Raw genomic sequence first — 16,271 nt, 5'->3', positions numbered from 1 at the left:
TCGCCCAAATCTTCCGATTTCCTGGCCTGTTCGGCATTCAGTCCGAGCAACTTCGCCAGAGCGTCGACATCCTTGGCTTCCAGCCCCTTCTTCAGCGCATCGAGCGCCTCGCCCGGATCGTTGAATGTTTCAGCCTCCGGGCCGACAAAGCGCTGGAGCGACTGCTCTGCCGCGGACGACGTGGTCACGGGCAGCGCTGCAAGCACTGCGGCGAGGACGAACATTTTTAAAGTTGTGCGATACATTTTGAAATCCCTTCAAAACGGAACTCGGTTGGCAGCGTTCGAGCTAACGGCGCCCGCCGCCTCGACCACCGCCACCTCGGCCGCCGCCGCCCTGCCGTCGGCCTCCACCACCATGGGAAATGCGCGGTCCACCACCACCGTGCCCGACCCTCGCTCCGCCGCCGACATTGCGGCTGACATTGCCACGCTGCGACGCAATACGGGTGTCGCGGCCGGCACCGTAGTTGCCCAGCGCGCTTGGCTGCCTCGGACGGTTGTCAATGCGCCCGGCCGCCCTGTTGGTCGGACGGTTGGCGTTCTTGAGCTGTCCCGCATTGCGGGGTCGGTCCCGATTGGCGACCTGACCCTTGTTTGGGCGATTGGCTCCTGCTCTTTGCCCGATATCGCGGTTTGCAACCTGCCCCTGAACCTTGTTGGCGATGTTGCCGCCGCCTTTCTGCTTAAGGCCTTGTTGCACATCGCGCCGGATATCGCTGGCCTGGATCTTGGATTTCGCACCGGCCAGGTTACCCGTCCGTTCGCGGTTCTGCAGATTGTTCTTCACATCAAGGCGGTTGCCCCGATTCTCGCGAATGTTATTGGCGACGGAATCGCGATCGAAATTGAACTTGTTCCTGTCGAAGTTGAGGTTGTTGATGTTGTTCCTGTCGAAGTTGAAGTCGTTGCGGTTGATGTTGTCGATGTCGATATCGATGTCATCGCCGCCCCAGGAATGCCAGTTGTCCCAATCCACCGCTGCGCCAAAGACCGCACCGGTGACAAAGCCGCTCCAATAGGGAGCGTAAGGATAATAATAGGAAGGATACGGGTCGCCGTAGACGATCGGTGCGGTCGCGACATAGGTTGGGTTGGTCAAAATGACCGGGTCGTAGGTCGGAACGTAGGTTACTTCCTTTTGCGCCGGCCGGATGATGACGTTGTCGTTCTTGGTTTCGACGATCACCTTGCTGTCCGATTTGATCGTGCCGTCCGCTACCGCCTTGTCACGCAACTGCTGGATTGCGACGAGGACATCCTTCTGCTGGTTGGCGACGGCTTCGCCAAGCTGCTCGGTCCACGCGAGATCGTCGTTCATCATGGTCAGAACGGTCGGATAATTGAGCAGGGAAACGATACTGCCATCCCAACTGGAATCGGGCTTGAGCTCGGGCTTACCTTTGACCTGGTCCATGAACCGCGCGGCTTGCACAATCTGCAATGGATTGACTGTTGCGGAGAGCACCAGCGCGACAAGGTCATCGGGATAAAGGGCGATGCGCGCAACAAGCGTTTCCAGTTCGTCCTCCGTCAGCAAGGATGGCTCTTCAACCCCGGCGGTCGCCGTTGCCGGCGCAGGTTGGGTTTGAGCCAAGGCGCTGCACCATGGTGCCGCCGACAGCATCAAGGCCGCCGTTGCGATAAGAGCAATCGCATTCCTGTGAAATGGCATCATGGTTCTCCTCACATTCTGGTTGGCGGCACAAGTCCAACCTATTCGGGATAGATGCTTTTCCAATCGGTCTTCATGCTGACGATGGTCCATCCCCGCTTTGGACCCTCGTCCAGACCACGGTCGAGGCGGCCAAAGTGTGACTTGCGATCATAGGCGTATTCTCGTTCTCCGTCATCGTGGTGAACAAGAAGGCCCAGTCGCCGGCCGGAACCGGATGTCGTCCATTCCAGCATTTCGAAGTCACCGTCGGAATTGCCGAAAGCTGCAATCGGCTGCCGCCCGATGAATCTGTTAATGCCAACCGGCTTGCCGGCCTTATCGTCGATGAAATCGATCTCCGGCAGGCGAATGATTACAGGCTTCCCGTCACGAACTTCGTACTTGGTCTTGATACTCGATCCTATGACATTCTCGGCTGGTATCCCATAGACTTTGTCAGTCCATGGACGCATGAATTCAATGCCACCGCCGGATACGATGAACACCTTGAAGCCGTTCTGTTTGAGATAGTCGATGACCTCGAGCATAGGCTGGAAGATGAGCGACGTGTACGGTTTGTCGAGTTTGGGATGACGTGCCTTGGCGATCCAGTCAGCAACAATCTTGCTGAACTCCTCACTCGTCATGCCGGCGTGGGTTGCCGCCACAAGTTCGACAAGTCCGCGCTCGCCCGACGCCGCGACACCGTTCAAATCTCCTGAAAGGACAGATTTGAACGGTTCGGTGGTCTGCCATTCCGGATGCTCCGGCGCGAGGGCTTTCACGCGGTCGAGGACAAATGCGAGCTGGGCATACATCGGCTGCTCGCCCCAGAGCGTGCCGTCATTGTCAAAGACGGCAATTCGGTTGTCGAGGTCGACGAAGTCGGCATTCCCTTCGGTGGTAACGGCCTTCACGAAATCGATGATCCTTGCCTTGGCATCACCGTCGGACCACGAGGAAAGCGGCGCCTTTGCCCCCTGTGCAAGAGCGGTGAAAGGCATTGCTAAAGTGGAAGCCAAGAGCGAACATGCATTGCCCGGGCTTTGGTCTCTTGCCGCGCCATTCTCGACTTGCCTTCTGCCTTTGCTCGTTCCGGACGCCCATCGGGGCGGCTGCCGGAACGTCTTGCTCGCCCGCTCGGTCAGGGCGAAGGGCGAATGCGGTGTAAACAAGTGAGCCGCCGGCATCGTCGCCGCCCAGAACCAATGTGGTTCCGGCGCGGGAACCAAATTGAAAGCCGGTCAAGGACCTCGTTCGCGTTCAATTGTATCTCGATGAGGAAAACCATAAATTCCTGAAGGTTTACGCGGCCCAACGCCGCACCACCATATCAAACGCATTGAATGAATTTCTCATGGAGAAGTCTGGGCTGTAACCTTCGCCCAAGCGTGACTTCCGTCGCGGCACTTGCTTCGAGGCCGGCCGGTGCAGCGCAGCGCCAATGTTGAGCTAGGAGCGAATGTGAGAATTTTCTTTCTTGCTGCGCGCGGCGATCGACCCGCGACCGAAAGCGCCCCTCCGCACGGGCGTTTTACCTCGGTCGTCTTCACCGGTGAAGATCGAAATCCCGATGAAGCATGATGGGAAGAGGCTGCCGGCTGTATTGCCTCTAATTGCGACGGCTTGAGGAAGACCGATCAAACCCTGGCGGCGAAGCGCTCAACCCCCATTGCATTCGGATGGAACGGCCCGGCCGACGCCCCACGATAGCTTCCCCTGCACGATACTCAGCGTCTGTCGGCCATTCGAAAAAGTCGTTCCGTCTGGCCCCATGGAGGGCAGCTCGACCGCTGTCGCGCCGTTGACGGATACCGAAGCCCGATCGCCAAGGAGACGTACTGCCAGATGCGTGCCGTCCTCGCACTTGTAGTTGCTGACCGGATAGGGGTTGCCCACGCCCACCGACGCTCCAGGCGTGGATGGCTCATTGCTTACAAGCATCAAGGCGCTGATTGCCGCGATCGATAGATGACCCAACATGGTAGTTCTCCAAACTGGATCGAGAGTAGATGAAACAGAGAATGATGTCTTCTCCGGAGGACGAGCCGCGCAGATATTCACCACGGCCGCACCAAAAAAGGTCAAGCAACCTACTCGATCGCTCTCTGGCAGTGGCTCCGGTGGCCTTGTGGCCGGCGGGCGGGCGTGGTCTTTCGATAAAAGCCAAGGGCCGGTCCCTGCGGTCCCACTGTTCCGCCAATCCGTCAAAGTAAAAACGCATTGGGTGGAACCGACGGAAGTGGCGGGCTTGCAGTTTGTTTAGTCAAGAAACATGCGGGCCGGTCTAGGTCTTTATTATGTGCGGCACTGTAATTATGGACGCAGCACTACTTTGATTACGCCATCCTCTTTGTCGCGGAATTTCTTGTACATTTCAGGCGCGTCTTCAAGTGCGGAGGGATGTGTGACGACAAAGCTCGGATCTATTTCGCCAGCCTCGATCTTCTCCAGCAATGGTTTCGTATATTTCTGAACGTGTGTCTGCCCCATCTTGAAGGTCAACCCTTTGTTCATCGCGGCACCAAGTGGAATCTTGTCGCCCATACCGACGTACACACCCGGTATCGAGAGGGTTCCGCCCTTGCGGCAGCTCATGATGGCTTCTCGAAGGACGTGGACCCGATCAGTAGCAAGGTACGTCGCGGCCTTGACCTTGTCGATTATCGCGTCCGTCGCACCATGGCCGGAGGCCTCGCAGCCGACAGCATCAATACAGCTATCAGGTCCGCGCTTTTCGGTCCTTGCCATCAACTCGTCGTAGACATCCGTTTTGGAAAAATCGATCGTCTCGGCTCCACCCTCTTCGGCCATCGCAAGCCTTTCCGGAACTTCGTCGATCGCAATGACCCGCCCAGCGCCCATCATGAGCGCGGAGCGGATGGCGAACTGACCAACCGGTCCGCATCCCCAGATCGCAACCGTATCACCCGGCTCGATCTGCGCATTTTCAGCGGCCATGTATCCGGTCGGAAAAATATCGGACAAAAACAGGGCCTGTTCGTCCGTCACGCTGTCGGGAATCTTGATAGGCCCGATATCCGCCATCGGAACCCGCAGATATTCCGCCTGGCCGCCACTATACCCACCAAGCATGTGACTGAACCCGAACAGGCCTGCGGGCGAGTGACCCATGGCTTTGACAGCCAACTCAGCGTTGGGATTGGTGCGATCGCAACACGAGAACATTCCTTGCTTGCAAAACCAGCATTCGCCGCAGCTGATTGTAAAAGGTACAACAACGCGATCACCAATTTTCAGATTGGTGACGTCAGAACCAAGTTCAATCACCTCACCCATGTTCTCGTGGCCGAGAATATCGCCTTTTTCCATTGTGGGCTGGTAGCCGTCCAGCAGATGCAGATCGGACCCGCATATCGCACAACAGGTTATCTTGACGATCGCATCACGTGGATGTTCAATCTTGGGATCGGGAACAGTGTCAATTCGGACATCGCCCTTTCCATGCCAGCAAAGTGCACGCATGTCGGTAGCTCCTATTTAAGAGCTAACCTTCTCAAACAGAAGTCGTTCCCCCTTGTGAATTAATTTACCGGCACTCGCAAAGCGGCCCGCACCAGTCAATTTGGTTGGCTGTTCTTACTTTCTATGCCTGCCCCACCACTTGCTTGGGACCCTCCCGCACAGCTCCACACAAACAATGCAACTTTGCGAGTGGCAGGTTGTGGGTTAGGTTGCGGAGGATTCTTGTTATCACCTGTACGTAGTTATTCTTGCGCAGTTTCTCAGATGACAAAGGACGATCCTCGCATGTCGGACAAACCCAAAGGCCGCCTCGATCGCCGCGATTTCATGATCGCATCCATTGCCACAGTCGGCGCGTCGGCGGCGCTCGCCGGAAACGCTGGCACTGCGAATGCTCAAGCCCAAGCCACACCCCCTGCCAATCCGGCCTCCGGAACCGTCTACACTGGCGATGTCATCGAAGGCAAAAAGGTCATCAGTAGGCTCGACGTCAATGACCTGGAGCCAGGCAAGAAGCACCTTTTGTATTTTCAGGGTGTTGAGATGCCGACTGGACAGCATTGGTATGTGTCTGTGACGGTGGCTAAGGGAGCAAAACCCGGGAAGCGCGGCATCCTGACAAGTGGCGTGCACGGGGATGAGATGAGTTCTGTGCATACGGTCCAGACAGTGATGAACCAGCTCAATCCCGCGGAAATGTCCGGTACTGTGATGGCGGTCACGGATATCTCCCGTCCCGCCCTGGAAAGCATGCAGCGGAGATGGCCTAATCATGGCAGAGGCATCGATCTGATCGATATGAATCGCGAGTGGCCCGGGAACGAGAACGGTGCTACCGCACCCAGCCGGCACGCCGGGCTTTTATTCAACCGGCTGTTGCGGCCGAATGCCGACTTCGCGATCGATTTCCACACCGGGACAACTGGATTCGAAGTCACTGCATTTAACCTCGGCGGTATGGATGTACCCGAGGTCAAGGCGATGGTAGAGCTCTATCCCGTCGGTCAGATTTTCGACAATCACGTTTATCCCGGCGTTCTGCACAACGCGTTCATGGACGTGGGCATTCCGTCGTTCACCCCGGAAATTGGTGCTGCACGCGTCCTCGATAGGGAGATGAGCTCCCTCTTCGTCGAAGGCACGATGAACGTCCTCAAGCATCATGGCATCATCGCCGGGTCAATGGGGCGTACAGGCAAGCACGTGACTGTCTTTGTCGGTAACAGCGCCTTCCCGGTCCTGGCGACCGCAGGCGGGCTGGTCGAGCATTTGGTCAAACTTAACGACAAAGTTGAAGCCGGACAAAAAGTTGCCATCCAGCGCAATAGCTTCGGCGAGGTTGTTGCGGAGTATACGAGCAGCGTTGCCGGGGAGGTAACAGGCCAGCGCAGCGATGCAATGTCGGAGCCCGGAAACCCCTTGGTATTCATTCTTTTCAATAAGTCGGTGCCCGAGGGCGCTGAGTCCTATCCCGAGTAATCGAGCGGATCGCAAGTTACCTTGCGCATAGTCAACCACGACGTGCCGCCTTCCGCTTTCCCCACTTTATATCTGACTTGCCGGTATAGGCCGTCCGCAAGGGTTCGGCTTCCATATAAATGCCGGCTTCCCTCGCGGCTTCTATAAAGGCAACACGTGCCACGGCGGCAGAACAACTGCCTTCAAGGCACTTGAGCAATATCTCCCGTGCCATGAGATGCTTCGGGCCGGTCTCATCCGGCCACTGCTCGAGCACGAACCTTGCAGCGTCAAAGGCAGACGACACGCTAACAAGCTGACCCGGCTGCCTTCCGAACACCTGCACTCGCTGGAATGCCCTGTAATCCTCGTAATCCATGGCCGGGAATATAGGGCCGGTGTTTGGGGATTCCGAATCAATCAATTTATTTATTGTGGTTATAGCAGGCCACGCGTTTACGAGCGTGCAGTCAGAACTTGCGGCAACTGGTCAACTCGTTACCGGCAAGCGTCTACCATTTGAGTTCCGACAAGCGGCTCCCTGAGCGCGAACAACCTGAATCCTTCGCTACGCCTAGCGTCGGAAGTTCGAGCGCCAGGCTAATGGGACACCCGAGCCGACTGTGAACAATCTCTGTTTACTGGGAACCACGCGAGCTCCCCCGGTGTTGTTGTTCGGAACTGTTAGCGAAAGTTTGGAAAAATTATGGAAAGTGCGGGAATTGGCTGGATTGCAGCAATCATAATCGGTGGACTGGCCGGCTGGCTGGCGGAGATGTTCATGAAAAGCCAAATGGGCTTGGTTATGAACGTTGTCCTCGGCATTGTCGGGGCCCTAATCGCCAACGCAATCCTTTCGGTGTTTGGGGTGGTGCTGGGCGGTTGGTTGGGATACTTGGTCGCTGGCTTCATCGGCGCGTGTATTTTGATTGCGGTTGCCAGGATGTTTCGAAGGAACACATAAATAAATATCCGCAGATTTTATAACCCTCCGGATACCCATAACTTCCCTCGAGAAGGATCATTGTTAGTAAATCCGACGCTCGGCAGCGGAGCTTAATCTTTATCAATATTCAACCGTTCCGACGCGACGTCGTAGACCGCGTCGGCTACTCCGATCGCTTGGTCGTAGGCGTCCGTTGCTACTTCCTTACCATTTTCCAATAACTCATCTGCCTTTTCCGAAACGCTTTCCTTGACGCGCTCGGCAGCGTCGCCGACTACTTTGTCTTCCACCTCTGTATGGGGGAGTGCCGCGCCGATAGCTGGCGCATGTTCGTTTGTCCTGCCTGAAATTCCGGCGGTCGTGTCTCTTACTTGATCCCAGGTGTCCGAAAGCCAGTCTGCGTGGCTGTCCCACAAGGCACGGTCTGTTCCTTGATGGCGGAAATGCGGTGGCCAGCGGAGTCCGCGAAGCCACGGTGGATTTTGCCGGTCTCGTCGACGAAATCGCCGGCACGCGGATGGACGTTGGTTCAGTGTCAATCTTCCAGCCGCTTTGCCCGCGCTGGTGAGGCAACCCTGTATCGGGCGTATGCGTCAACCGTCTGAAATTGGAATGTCCAAGGAGCGACTGTACAATAATGTCTTATAGCAGCCCCGCGGAGTGTAAACTGTCATTTCCGCACAAAGTGGCGCGCTGAGCACAGGGGGGTCATGCTGACGATCGCTCCCGCCACCAATCCTGTGCTTGGAGTTTCCAGTAAGTAATTTGTGCTACGGACAAGCCCCCCAGACCTCCGGCCCACACGAGGCCGAACGGTTTAAACAACTGATAGCGATCCGACTGGCCCAGAATGGCCTCAGCGATTACTTTGCCGGCAATCGCAGTGGTGTTCAGTCCATGACCTCCAAATGCCGTGCAGAACCACACGTCCGGGTATAGTTGGCCGATTTGGGGCATGAAGTGTCGCGCATATGACATTAGCCCAGACCAGGAAGTCTCAATCTTCAAATCAGCAAGCTGTGGGTAAGTGCTCACCATTTCCCGTCTTAGTTCAAGGGCGAGCGCCCGAGGCGACGCGGCTCTAGTTGTGATGCGCCCGCCCCAGAGCAGACGCTTGCCGCCGTCGACGATGCGATAGTAATCGCCGGCTCGCCGATTGTCACCAACTGCGTCGGTCGTGGTGACAGCCTGGCGGATGAGGTCCGGCGCTTCTTCGGTCAGCATGACATAGGTGGCAATAGGCAGAAAGCTGCGTTTTATTTTCGGAAACAATCCTGTTGTGTACCCTCCGCTTGCAACGATGACACGTCGCGTTCTTATCTCGCCTCGATTTGTCCGCACGATCTTCTCGGATCGACTTAAATCGCAGGATAAGGCCGGGCTGCCTTCAAATATTCTTCCGCCAAGCCGCTGGATTTCCCGCGCCAAAGAACGAAGGTAATTCAGCGGATGCATGTGAAACGCGTGCGAATCACGCAGTGCTTGGAAATAGCGTTTCGAGTGAAGCACCTCCTGTACTTGGTCCCGACTCATATACTCGACTGAATAATCAAATTCGCGCTGGAGATAGCCGGCATGCGCGAGAAGAGCTTGGCTGTTTTCATAGCGCACCACTCTCATTATTCCGTGCGTGGGAGCTGCGCTGGCAATCTCAAGTTCATCAATTGTATCGCGCACGAACTTCATGCCTTCGATAGACAGGGCGTGGAGTTTGCGAGCGTGGTCAGGGCCCACGACACGCTCGATCGCATCACCGTCATTGGCATAACCCGGACTTACAAAACCGCCATTGCGTCCTGAAGCACCCCAGCCGATGCGTTCGGCTTCCAGCAGAACCACTGTCTGCCCGGCGTTTAGCAACTGCAGAGCCGTCGTTACACCGGCGAGGCCGGCTCCGATAACGCAGGTCTCGCATTCCGCAACGCCAGACAATGCCGGATAGGTGTAGTTGTCATCTATCGTTCGCCGGTAGAAAGTATCGATATAACTCATTGCTCTGGCTTCCAGGTCACAAAGTAACACACGGCTTTGAGTCTCCCTGTTAGAGGGGTCGACAATCAATGACGTAGAATCTTACTCAGGAAGGTGCGACTGCGATCCGTCTTCGGATCTGAGAAAAACTCTTCCGGTGTACCAGTTTCTACGATGGCGCCCTCATCCATGAATACGACCCGATGCGCAACTTTACGGGCAAAACCCATCTCATGGGTCACCACCATCATGGTCATGCCCTCTTCGGCGACACCCACCATCACGTCCAGGACCTCACTGATCATCTCTGGATCGAGAGCCGATGTAGGCTCATCGAAGAGCATGATTTTCGGGCGCATACAAAGGCAGCGCGCGATAGCGACACGTTGCTGCTGGCCGCCGGAAAGCTCGGACGGATAGGCGTTAAACTTATCGCCGAGCCCGACTTTCGCCAGCATCTCGCGGCCCGAAGCCTCGGCCTCACTGCGAGCGATTTTTCGCACATGGATCGGAGCGAGCGTTACGTTTTCGAGCGCCGTCTTATGTGGATAAAGATTGAAAGCCTGGAAAACGAAGCCAATTTCGGTACGCAGTTCGATCATGTTAGTGGTGCGGTCGCCGATACGCTGTCCATCGACGATAAGGTCGCCGTCCTTGATCGTCTCGAGTCCATTAATGCAGCGGATCAGCGTGCTCTTGCCCGAACCGCTTGGGCCGCACACGACCACGACTTCGCGCTGCTCAACACTGAGCGTGATATTCTTGAGAACATGAAGCGCGCCGAACCATTTGTTCACGCCGTGAAACTCGATCATAACTTGCTGCTTTCGTTGATAGAACACGTCACAATTGCACCTCGCCATGGGCGGCGCCCATGCGTCTCTCCAGACGGCGGGCGAGCATGATGAGCGGATAGCACACGACAAAATAACCGATGCCGACAATTGCGAACACGAGCAATCCATTGGGTACTCGCTGAACCACAAGCCAGCCGACCCGGGTAAGATCCGTCAGGCCGATAGCGGAAACAACAGACGAATCCTTGATGAGAAGCACATATTGGCCAACAAGCGGCGGCAGGGAAACACGCATCGCTTGCGGCAGTACCACCTGTCGCATTCGCTGCCACTGCGACAGGCCCGACGCGAGCGCAGCCTCAACTTGTCCGGTCGGCACCGAACGGATACCTGCGGCAACTATCTCGCAAATGAAGCAAGCCGCGAGGTTAGTCAGGGCTATAATGCCGGCAGTGAAGGCATCGAGCTCAACACCAAGTTCCGGCAGGATGAAGAAGATCAGGAAGATTTGCACGAGGAATGGGGTTCCCCGGATCAGGTCGACCCACAATCCGATAGCAGAATCCAACAAGCGGCTGCCGCTCGTGCGCAGGACACCGAGCGCAAAGCCAAGGATGGTACCGAGCAGCAGACTTATCAAAGAAAGGGCAATCGTCATACCGAGCCCCCGCAACGCCAACGGATAGCTGCCCATCAGGCTCTGGAGCTGGAACCAGATCATGTGCGACTCCCGGTCGGTCGCGCGCCTAGCCAGCGCGCCGAGAATGCTGCCACGGATTTCAATCCGTAATAAAGGACGAGATAGCACGCAGCTGTCGTGATGAAGCCCTCTGCGGGCATGAACCTGTCGGACGCCAGCAACTGGCCTGCCCTCGTCAGTTCGGCTACAGAAATCAAGGACAGCAACGCCGAGTCTTTCACTAAAACGATGGCTTGTCCGAGCAGCGGCGGAATGGTTACCCGGAAGGCCTGTGGCAGGATCACCAAGCGCATGCGCTGGGAATAGGTCATACCGGACGCAATGCCTGCCTCCACCTGTCCACGCGAAATCGACAGGATGCCAGCGCGGATGATCTCGGCAATGTAGGCACCGCTGTTTAAAGCCAATGCGAGGATGCCGACGAAAAGCTCCGGCAACACGAAACCAAGCCGTGGCAGGCCGAAATAAAGAAAATAAAGCTGTGCCAGCAGCGGTGTCGCACGGATCGCGTCGATATAGATTTTTGCCGGAAGTTGCAAAAGCTGCGAACGCTGCAAGTTCATCGCACAAAGGGTGATGCCGATAGCGAGGGCGCCGCCGAACGAAACAATCGACAGCCACAGCGTTGCAGCAAATCCCTGCCCGAACAGGGGCAGATATTCGACGATGGTGCGGAAGCTGAAATTTTCTAGCATGCCGGGAAGATTCCTCAGGCGGCGGGACAGGCGCTAAAAAAGCGGCCAGACGGCGCGCGTGAGGCGAACCCGCTCCACGCAACGCCGTCCGCGCCCTGCTATTGATGGTCTTTCTTCCAATCTTCCGAATTTACCCAGTAATCCAGGTTCTTCTGCAGACGGCCATCGAGTGCCACTTGGTCGAGGAAGAGATTCATCCAAACGAGAAGGTCCTGCTCGTCATAGCGTGTCGCGAAAGCCAGCGGCTCTTTCGACAGGACTTCCGGCATGATGGTGATGCTTCCTGCAGGATAGGCGGCCTGTTGACCCTTGACCGCCGAGACATCGTTTACGCCGCAATCAGCCTGGCCATTAACGACAGCATCGAGCAGGAGCGGGCCACCGCCCTTATAACTCTTGATTTCGGCATCAGGGAAAGTCTCCTTTGCCACTTTTTCGCCGGTCGCTCCGAGAAGCACGGCGATTTTCGTGCCCTTGGCTTTACATGCATCCATGGTGCCGAACTTGCTGTCAGTTTTGGCAAAGACAGCGCTTCCCGTGTACATGAAAGGCTTGGTGAAGGCCACCTTCATCGCCCGCGCCAGTGTTGGGGTCATGTCTGCAACAAGCAGATCGGCCTTGCCGGAAAGCAACGCTGGGATCAGACCGTCCCAATCATAATCTTGGAACGTGATTTTTACCCCCATTTCCTTCGCCATCAGTTCGGCAAGCTCGACAGAGCTGCCCGTGCGTTTCCCCGCCTGGTCGACCATGGAAAAAGGAGGGCCCTGGGTCTGAACTGCGACCCGGAGTTCTCCGCGCTTGGTTATGTCGTCGAGAGAGCCGGCGTTCGCGAGGCTTGCAGTGGTCAGCAGTGCCAGGCTTGCGACAAATAGTTTGGCGATCTTCATTAATATTCCTCCCTGTGATGTTAAATGTTCCCGCCCTATTGGGCTCTTGCTCCCGACGCCGCAGTCTCCCAGAAACGTCGCAGACTTAGCTGCCGCATCGAAGTGTCTGGATTACCTTCGCCAAGACCTCGCTCCTCGAGGTACCTCCTTTGAAATAAATAAAAGCGATCAAGTCGCCACCGCGCGCACAGGCACCTCGGGACCACTTGACCAACACCCCTTGGGCAGACTGACCCATTTGTTACACGCTGCCATGACAACGAATGTTTCCGTACGCGTGATCTCGCCCGGTTCACCAACTCCCGGGATCAGTTCGCTCGTGACGCGATAGAGGTCAGCGACATCTCCAGCCACGACAACATCAACGATTATGTCGAAACGGCCGGTTACAACGCATGCTGAGTTAACGAACGGGAGCTCTGCAATACGAAGCGCAATCTCGCGTGCACGGCCATGTCCTTTGGCATTGATACCGACGATCGCAGAAATTAATTCGGGTCGCTCAGACAGATTCAGCAGTCCAACAATTTTGATAAGGTTTTGGCTCAGAAGGTTGCGAAGGCGCGAGCGCACGGTTGGCACTGAGATCGCCATGCCCTCGGCAAGACGGTTCACGCCGACCTGCGCATCTTGCGACAGCAATTGCACGAGTTTGCGATCCGTATGGTCAAGGTGTTCTCTCAAGATATTCTTTCATAAAAGGAAAAAAGTTTGAAGGTATCTTTCCCATTATTAGCGAACTTATACCAATTTTTTTCTTATGCAATGATTTGACTGGCTCATAGCGTAGCAATGCCCAATCCCGAGCACGCGCAGATCTTTCGCAATAAAAGTCAATTCGTTGACGGCATCGGAGATAGGCCCATTCCTATGAGCTAGGCCATTCATTGCAAAAGCCTTTCGCTCCATGGGAGCTGATGTTTACACACTCATTTTCGAAACCGAAAGCACGGTTGCACACCGACAATATCACGCAGGTCTAAAATTACTGTTGAATTAAAAGACTTAGAAAATCCTGCTTAAGGGTAATCCAACACACGTGTCGCGACGTAATTAAAGCGTTCGAAATCAGCGTGGCCCAAATACTTTGGACAATGCCGATGACTACAACGCCTGTACCCAATTCGTCGCTGCTGAAGGGTTTTGCAAATGGTTGTACGTCTCAAAAGATCTGTTCTCCCGTCGGCGCTTATCGTCTTGGCGCTAGTCCATCCAACGAAGGCTCAAAGCTTGTCCGGAGCCGACATCAGAGAGCTGATTAGCGGTCAAAGGGTTTATCTCTCAACACCGTTTGGTGTCGAGCTTCCGCTGATTTATCAATCCAACGGAACAGTCATCGGCAATATTTCAGGGATATCCATTGCTCGGATGTTCGCGCCGCGGGAAGCGGGAAAATGGTGGATCCAAGGCAATGTGCTGTGCCAGAAATGGCCGACATGGTACGACGGGAAGCAATTCTGTTTTGCAGTCCGCAAGATCGCCATCAATAGGATTGCGTGGCTGCGGGACGACGGGACGGCCGGCACAGCCCGCATAGGCGGATGACAAATTCATTGAGGCCCATCGGATTGGGTCGGTACATCGCCTATGCCTTGCCGGCCATTCCCATCGCCGCTCTTACGCTGCCGCTCTATATGATTGTGCCCACGTTTTACAGCGAGGTTACGGGCATATCCCTTGCGACGCTCGGTTCAGTGCTGCTTCTAATACGGCTCTTCGATGCTGCAAGCGATCCAATCATCGGGTGGTTTTCGGATCGCTATTCCCCGGCTTTCGGGCGAAGGCGCAGCCTGTTCGTCCTGTCGATACCCGTCACCGCAACCGCCGCGCTCATGGTCTTCTGGCCGCCGACAGACGCCGGCGTGTACTATCTGTTCAGTTGGGGCGTCGTCCTGTCGGTTGGACATACCGCCACAATCCTTCCCTATACGGCTTGGGGCGCCGAACTCGCAACCGATTACAGCGGCCGCTCGACAGTTGCCGCGTTTCGTGAAAGCGCGACACTCGCCGGCACCTTGCTCGCGATAGTGTTACCCTTCGCCGTCGGGCTCGATTCCACCCTCACCTTCCACGGACTTGCGGCTGTCGGGGTCCTCGTCGCGGTGTTGCTACCGGTTGCCGGCTTAATTGCGGTGTGGTGCGTGGCCGAGCCGCGCAATCGATCCACGAGAAGCGTGACCTTGATGCAAGGCGTGCAAGCGCTAATCGGCAACTATGCATTCCTGCGCCTCCTGCTGGCGTTCGTGCTCAATGGTCTTGCCAACGCCATTCCCGCCACCCTGTTTCTCTATTTCGTATCGGACCGCCTGGACGCACCGAGTATGCGCGGTCCGTTGCTTTTTCTGTATTTTATCTGCGGGATTGTGGGCGTCCCGCTTGCCGCATGGGCGGCAAAGATCGTCGGCAAACATAGGGCATGGTGTTATGCCATGGGCGTCGCATGTCTGGTGTTTGCCTTCAGCGGCTTTCTTGACCGGGGAGATGTCGGCCCATTTGCGATAATTTGCGGCTTCACCGGACTGCTTCTCGGATTTGACCTCGCCCTGCCCGCTTCGATCCAGGCGGACGTCGTTGACATCGATACAGCCACCTCCGGCAGTCAAAGGACGGGGATATATTTTGCGGCCTGGAGTCTGGCCACCAAGTTTTCACTGGCTCTTGCGGTCGGGCTGGTGTTTCCGATCCTGCAGTGGTCCGGTTTTAATGCACAGGCTCAGGGCCAATCCGGGGCATTCGCTCTTGATGTGTTGAGCATGCTCTATGCCTGGCTACCGATCGCCTTCAAACTGGCAGCGATCGGCATCATGTGGAACTTCCCGCTTGACGAGACAGCTCAGCACAAGCTGCGCCAGAACATCGAACGATCCCAAAAAGCGCGCTCGTCATCCAAAACCGAGCACTTTGCGTATCCAGACGTATCCGAATAGCGAAGGAGAAAACCTTGCGCCAGTGTTTGACGATTGCCATTGCCTTCATTGCCAGCAGCCTTTTCACCGCAGCTTCGGCAAACGACCTTGTGCTGGAGAAGTACTTTACCGGGCATACTCGCGCGGAGGGACAATTCAGTGCCATCAACGGCGTTAAAAAAAGCTTCAAAGTTCGGCTGACCGGCCGGTGGAACGGCAAGCGTCTGCTTCTCCGAGAGGATTTCATCTACGCAGACGGTCAGAAGGACCGCAAGACCTGGCAATTCGTCAAGACCAGCCCCACGACATACCTCGGCACCCGCGAAGACGTGGTCGGGCGTGCTTTTGTAAGCGTGAACGGTGACACGGCGCGCTTCAGCTACGACGTCTACCTTGACGGCAACACCCGTAAAAATCGCGTCCGTTTTCATGACAAGATGACGTTGCAAAGCAATGGGTTGTTGATCAACGATGCATGGGTGAGCAAGTACGGGTTTCCGGTGGCGCGAACCCACGTCGAATTTCGCAAGTGAGGCCCGCGCGTTCTTTGTCTTCCAATTGCCGGCGACATCAATGAATAGCCTTCGAGAAAATTATAACGCGGTCGTCGTCGGCTCATCCGGGGGGATCGGTCAGGCGTTGTCCGTGCTTGGTCAGGATGACTGGCTCTTTTCGCGCCTGATCGTGGAACCGGCCAAAATGGCGGATGAATTCGGCGATGGTGACTTTCATCGTCACGGTGCGGGCCTTTCCTGAATAACTCATA

At 56.0% G+C, this 16,271-nt stretch carries 18 protein-coding genes and 1 pseudogene; 6 read left to right on the top strand and 13 right to left on the bottom strand.

All coding sequences use genetic code 11. From position 1 onward, the window contains the following. From BR48_RS0119350 to BR48_RS0119330, 5 genes and pseudogenes are all read right to left on the bottom strand, one after another. Positions 1-245: pseudogene (locus tag BR48_RS0119350) on the bottom strand (DUF2950 domain-containing protein); the annotation flags it as partial. 43 nt (positions 246-288) lie between these two features. Continuing rightward, the gene (locus BR48_RS0119345) at positions 289-1,674 is read right to left on the bottom strand and encodes a DUF3300 domain-containing protein (RefSeq protein WP_051615231.1); all 1,386 of its coding nucleotides are present in this window, start codon (positions 1,672-1,674) and stop codon (positions 289-291) included. Between the two features lie 41 nt (positions 1,675-1,715). Further along, positions 1,716-2,660, bottom strand: a complete 945-nt coding sequence (locus tag BR48_RS0119340) for an HAD family hydrolase (protein WP_051615229.1) — start codon at positions 2,658-2,660, stop codon at positions 1,716-1,718. Positions 2,661-3,318: 658 nt separating this feature from the next. Then, entirely contained in the window at positions 3,319-3,639 is a 321-nt protein-coding gene (locus tag BR48_RS0119335; protein WP_027232818.1) for a hypothetical protein, read from the bottom strand. Positions 3,640-3,972: 333 nt separating this feature from the next. After that, positions 3,973-5,142, bottom strand: a complete 1,170-nt coding sequence (locus BR48_RS0119330) for a zinc-dependent alcohol dehydrogenase (RefSeq protein WP_027232817.1) — start codon at positions 5,140-5,142, stop codon at positions 3,973-3,975. A 285-nt stretch (positions 5,143-5,427) separates the two neighbouring features. Here BR48_RS0119330 and BR48_RS0119325 point away from each other — a divergent pair, with 285 nt between their 5' ends. Continuing rightward, positions 5,428-6,621, top strand: coding sequence for a succinylglutamate desuccinylase/aspartoacylase family protein (locus BR48_RS0119325; RefSeq protein WP_027232816.1), 1,194 nt, complete (start codon positions 5,428-5,430; stop codon positions 6,619-6,621). A gap of 31 nt (positions 6,622-6,652) precedes the next feature. On the opposite strand, the gene BR48_RS25035 is transcribed toward BR48_RS0119325, so the two are convergent. Beyond that, positions 6,653-6,979: a DUF982 domain-containing protein gene (locus tag BR48_RS25035; protein WP_051615226.1), complete on the bottom strand. Its 327-nt coding sequence runs from the start codon at positions 6,977-6,979 to the stop codon at positions 6,653-6,655. Positions 6,980-7,306: 327 nt separating this feature from the next. Here BR48_RS25035 and BR48_RS0119315 point away from each other — a divergent pair, with 327 nt between their 5' ends. After that, complete coding sequence (locus BR48_RS0119315; RefSeq protein WP_027232815.1) at positions 7,307-7,564, top strand: GlsB/YeaQ/YmgE family stress response membrane protein; 258 nt, start codon at positions 7,307-7,309, stop codon at positions 7,562-7,564. A 92-nt stretch (positions 7,565-7,656) separates the two neighbouring features. On the opposite strand, the gene BR48_RS0119310 is transcribed toward BR48_RS0119315, so the two are convergent. From BR48_RS0119310 to BR48_RS0119275, 7 genes are all read right to left on the bottom strand, one after another. Then, positions 7,657-7,962: a hypothetical protein gene (locus BR48_RS0119310; RefSeq protein WP_027232814.1), complete on the bottom strand. Its 306-nt coding sequence runs from the start codon at positions 7,960-7,962 to the stop codon at positions 7,657-7,659. A gap of 292 nt (positions 7,963-8,254) precedes the next feature. Beyond that, positions 8,255-9,538: an FAD-binding oxidoreductase gene (locus tag BR48_RS0119300; RefSeq protein ID WP_027232813.1), complete on the bottom strand. Its 1,284-nt coding sequence runs from the start codon at positions 9,536-9,538 to the stop codon at positions 8,255-8,257. Positions 9,539-9,603: 65 nt separating this feature from the next. After that, positions 9,604-10,332, bottom strand: coding sequence for an amino acid ABC transporter ATP-binding protein (locus BR48_RS0119295; protein WP_027232812.1), 729 nt, complete (start codon positions 10,330-10,332; stop codon positions 9,604-9,606). A gap of 28 nt (positions 10,333-10,360) precedes the next feature. Continuing rightward, complete coding sequence (locus BR48_RS0119290) at positions 10,361-11,035, bottom strand: amino acid ABC transporter permease (RefSeq protein WP_027232811.1); 675 nt, start codon at positions 11,033-11,035, stop codon at positions 10,361-10,363. Then, positions 11,032-11,709: an amino acid ABC transporter permease gene (locus tag BR48_RS0119285; protein WP_027232810.1), complete on the bottom strand. Its 678-nt coding sequence runs from the start codon at positions 11,707-11,709 to the stop codon at positions 11,032-11,034. The genes BR48_RS0119290 and BR48_RS0119285 overlap by 4 nt, the downstream gene beginning before the upstream one ends. Before the next feature lie 98 nt (positions 11,710-11,807). Then, positions 11,808-12,599, bottom strand: coding sequence for an ABC transporter substrate-binding protein (locus BR48_RS0119280; protein WP_027232809.1), 792 nt, complete (start codon positions 12,597-12,599; stop codon positions 11,808-11,810). 168 nt (positions 12,600-12,767) lie between these two features. After that, positions 12,768-13,283, bottom strand: coding sequence for a winged helix-turn-helix transcriptional regulator (locus BR48_RS0119275; protein ID WP_027232808.1), 516 nt, complete (start codon positions 13,281-13,283; stop codon positions 12,768-12,770). Between the two features lie 465 nt (positions 13,284-13,748). Here BR48_RS0119275 and BR48_RS0119270 point away from each other — a divergent pair, with 465 nt between their 5' ends. Genes BR48_RS0119270 through BR48_RS0119255 form a run of 4 tightly spaced genes read left to right on the top strand, consistent with a single transcriptional unit; the run spans position 13,749 to position 16,261 of the window. Continuing rightward, positions 13,749-14,144 (top strand): hypothetical protein, encoded by a 396-nt coding sequence (locus BR48_RS0119270; RefSeq protein ID WP_051615224.1) that lies wholly within the window; start codon positions 13,749-13,751, stop codon positions 14,142-14,144. After that, a complete protein-coding gene (locus BR48_RS0119265) occupies positions 14,141-15,526 on the top strand; it encodes an MFS transporter (RefSeq protein WP_051615222.1) in 1,386 nt (461 codons plus the stop codon). The genes BR48_RS0119270 and BR48_RS0119265 overlap by 4 nt, the downstream gene beginning before the upstream one ends. Positions 15,527-15,552: 26 nt before the next feature. Continuing rightward, positions 15,553-16,038 (top strand): DUF3833 family protein, encoded by a 486-nt coding sequence (locus tag BR48_RS0119260; RefSeq protein WP_348625697.1) that lies wholly within the window; start codon positions 15,553-15,555, stop codon positions 16,036-16,038. Between the two features lie 40 nt (positions 16,039-16,078). Then, on the top strand, positions 16,079-16,261 hold the full coding sequence (locus BR48_RS0119255) for a hypothetical protein (RefSeq protein WP_027232804.1): 183 nt from the start codon (positions 16,079-16,081) through the stop codon (positions 16,259-16,261). Positions 16,262-16,271 lie beyond the last annotated feature (10 nt).

The sequence above is a fragment of the Phyllobacterium sp. UNC302MFCol5.2 genome (assembly GCF_000686005.1).
GTDB classification, from domain to species: Bacteria; Pseudomonadota; Alphaproteobacteria; order Rhizobiales; family Rhizobiaceae; genus Phyllobacterium; species Phyllobacterium pellucidum.
This window is presented reverse-complemented; position numbering and strand designations above follow the sequence as displayed.

Bases quoted from the DNA above. Each gene is read 5' to 3' on its own strand.
- BR48_RS0119335 (WP_027232818.1), bottom strand. From the start codon at position 3,639: ATGTTGGGTCATCTATCGATCGCGGCAATCAGCGCCTTGATGCTTGTA.
- BR48_RS0119255 (WP_027232804.1), top strand. From the start codon at position 16,079: ATGAATAGCCTTCGAGAAAATTATAACGCGGTCGTCGTCGGCTCATCC.
- BR48_RS0119345 (WP_051615231.1), bottom strand. From the start codon at position 1,674: ATGCCATTTCACAGGAATGCGATTGCTCTTATCGCAACGGCGGCCTTG.
- BR48_RS25035 (WP_051615226.1), bottom strand. From the start codon at position 6,979: ATGGATTACGAGGATTACAGGGCATTCCAGCGAGTGCAGGTGTTCGGA.
- BR48_RS0119295 (WP_027232812.1), bottom strand. From the start codon at position 10,332: ATGATCGAGTTTCACGGCGTGAACAAATGGTTCGGCGCGCTTCATGTT.
- BR48_RS0119285 (WP_027232810.1), bottom strand. From the start codon at position 11,709: ATGCTAGAAAATTTCAGCTTCCGCACCATCGTCGAATATCTGCCCCTG.
- BR48_RS0119340 (WP_051615229.1), bottom strand. From the start codon at position 2,660: ATGCCTTTCACCGCTCTTGCACAGGGGGCAAAGGCGCCGCTTTCCTCG.
- BR48_RS0119330 (WP_027232817.1), bottom strand. From the start codon at position 5,142: ATGCGTGCACTTTGCTGGCATGGAAAGGGCGATGTCCGAATTGACACT.
- BR48_RS0119315 (WP_027232815.1), top strand. From the start codon at position 7,307: ATGGAAAGTGCGGGAATTGGCTGGATTGCAGCAATCATAATCGGTGGA.
- BR48_RS0119280 (WP_027232809.1), bottom strand. From the start codon at position 12,599: ATGAAGATCGCCAAACTATTTGTCGCAAGCCTGGCACTGCTGACCACT.
- BR48_RS0119265 (WP_051615222.1), top strand. From the start codon at position 14,141: ATGACAAATTCATTGAGGCCCATCGGATTGGGTCGGTACATCGCCTAT.
- BR48_RS0119290 (WP_027232811.1), bottom strand. From the start codon at position 11,035: ATGATCTGGTTCCAGCTCCAGAGCCTGATGGGCAGCTATCCGTTGGCG.
- BR48_RS0119270 (WP_051615224.1), top strand. From the start codon at position 13,749: ATGGTTGTACGTCTCAAAAGATCTGTTCTCCCGTCGGCGCTTATCGTC.
- BR48_RS0119300 (WP_027232813.1), bottom strand. From the start codon at position 9,538: ATGAGTTATATCGATACTTTCTACCGGCGAACGATAGATGACAACTAC.
- BR48_RS0119325 (WP_027232816.1), top strand. From the start codon at position 5,428: ATGTCGGACAAACCCAAAGGCCGCCTCGATCGCCGCGATTTCATGATC.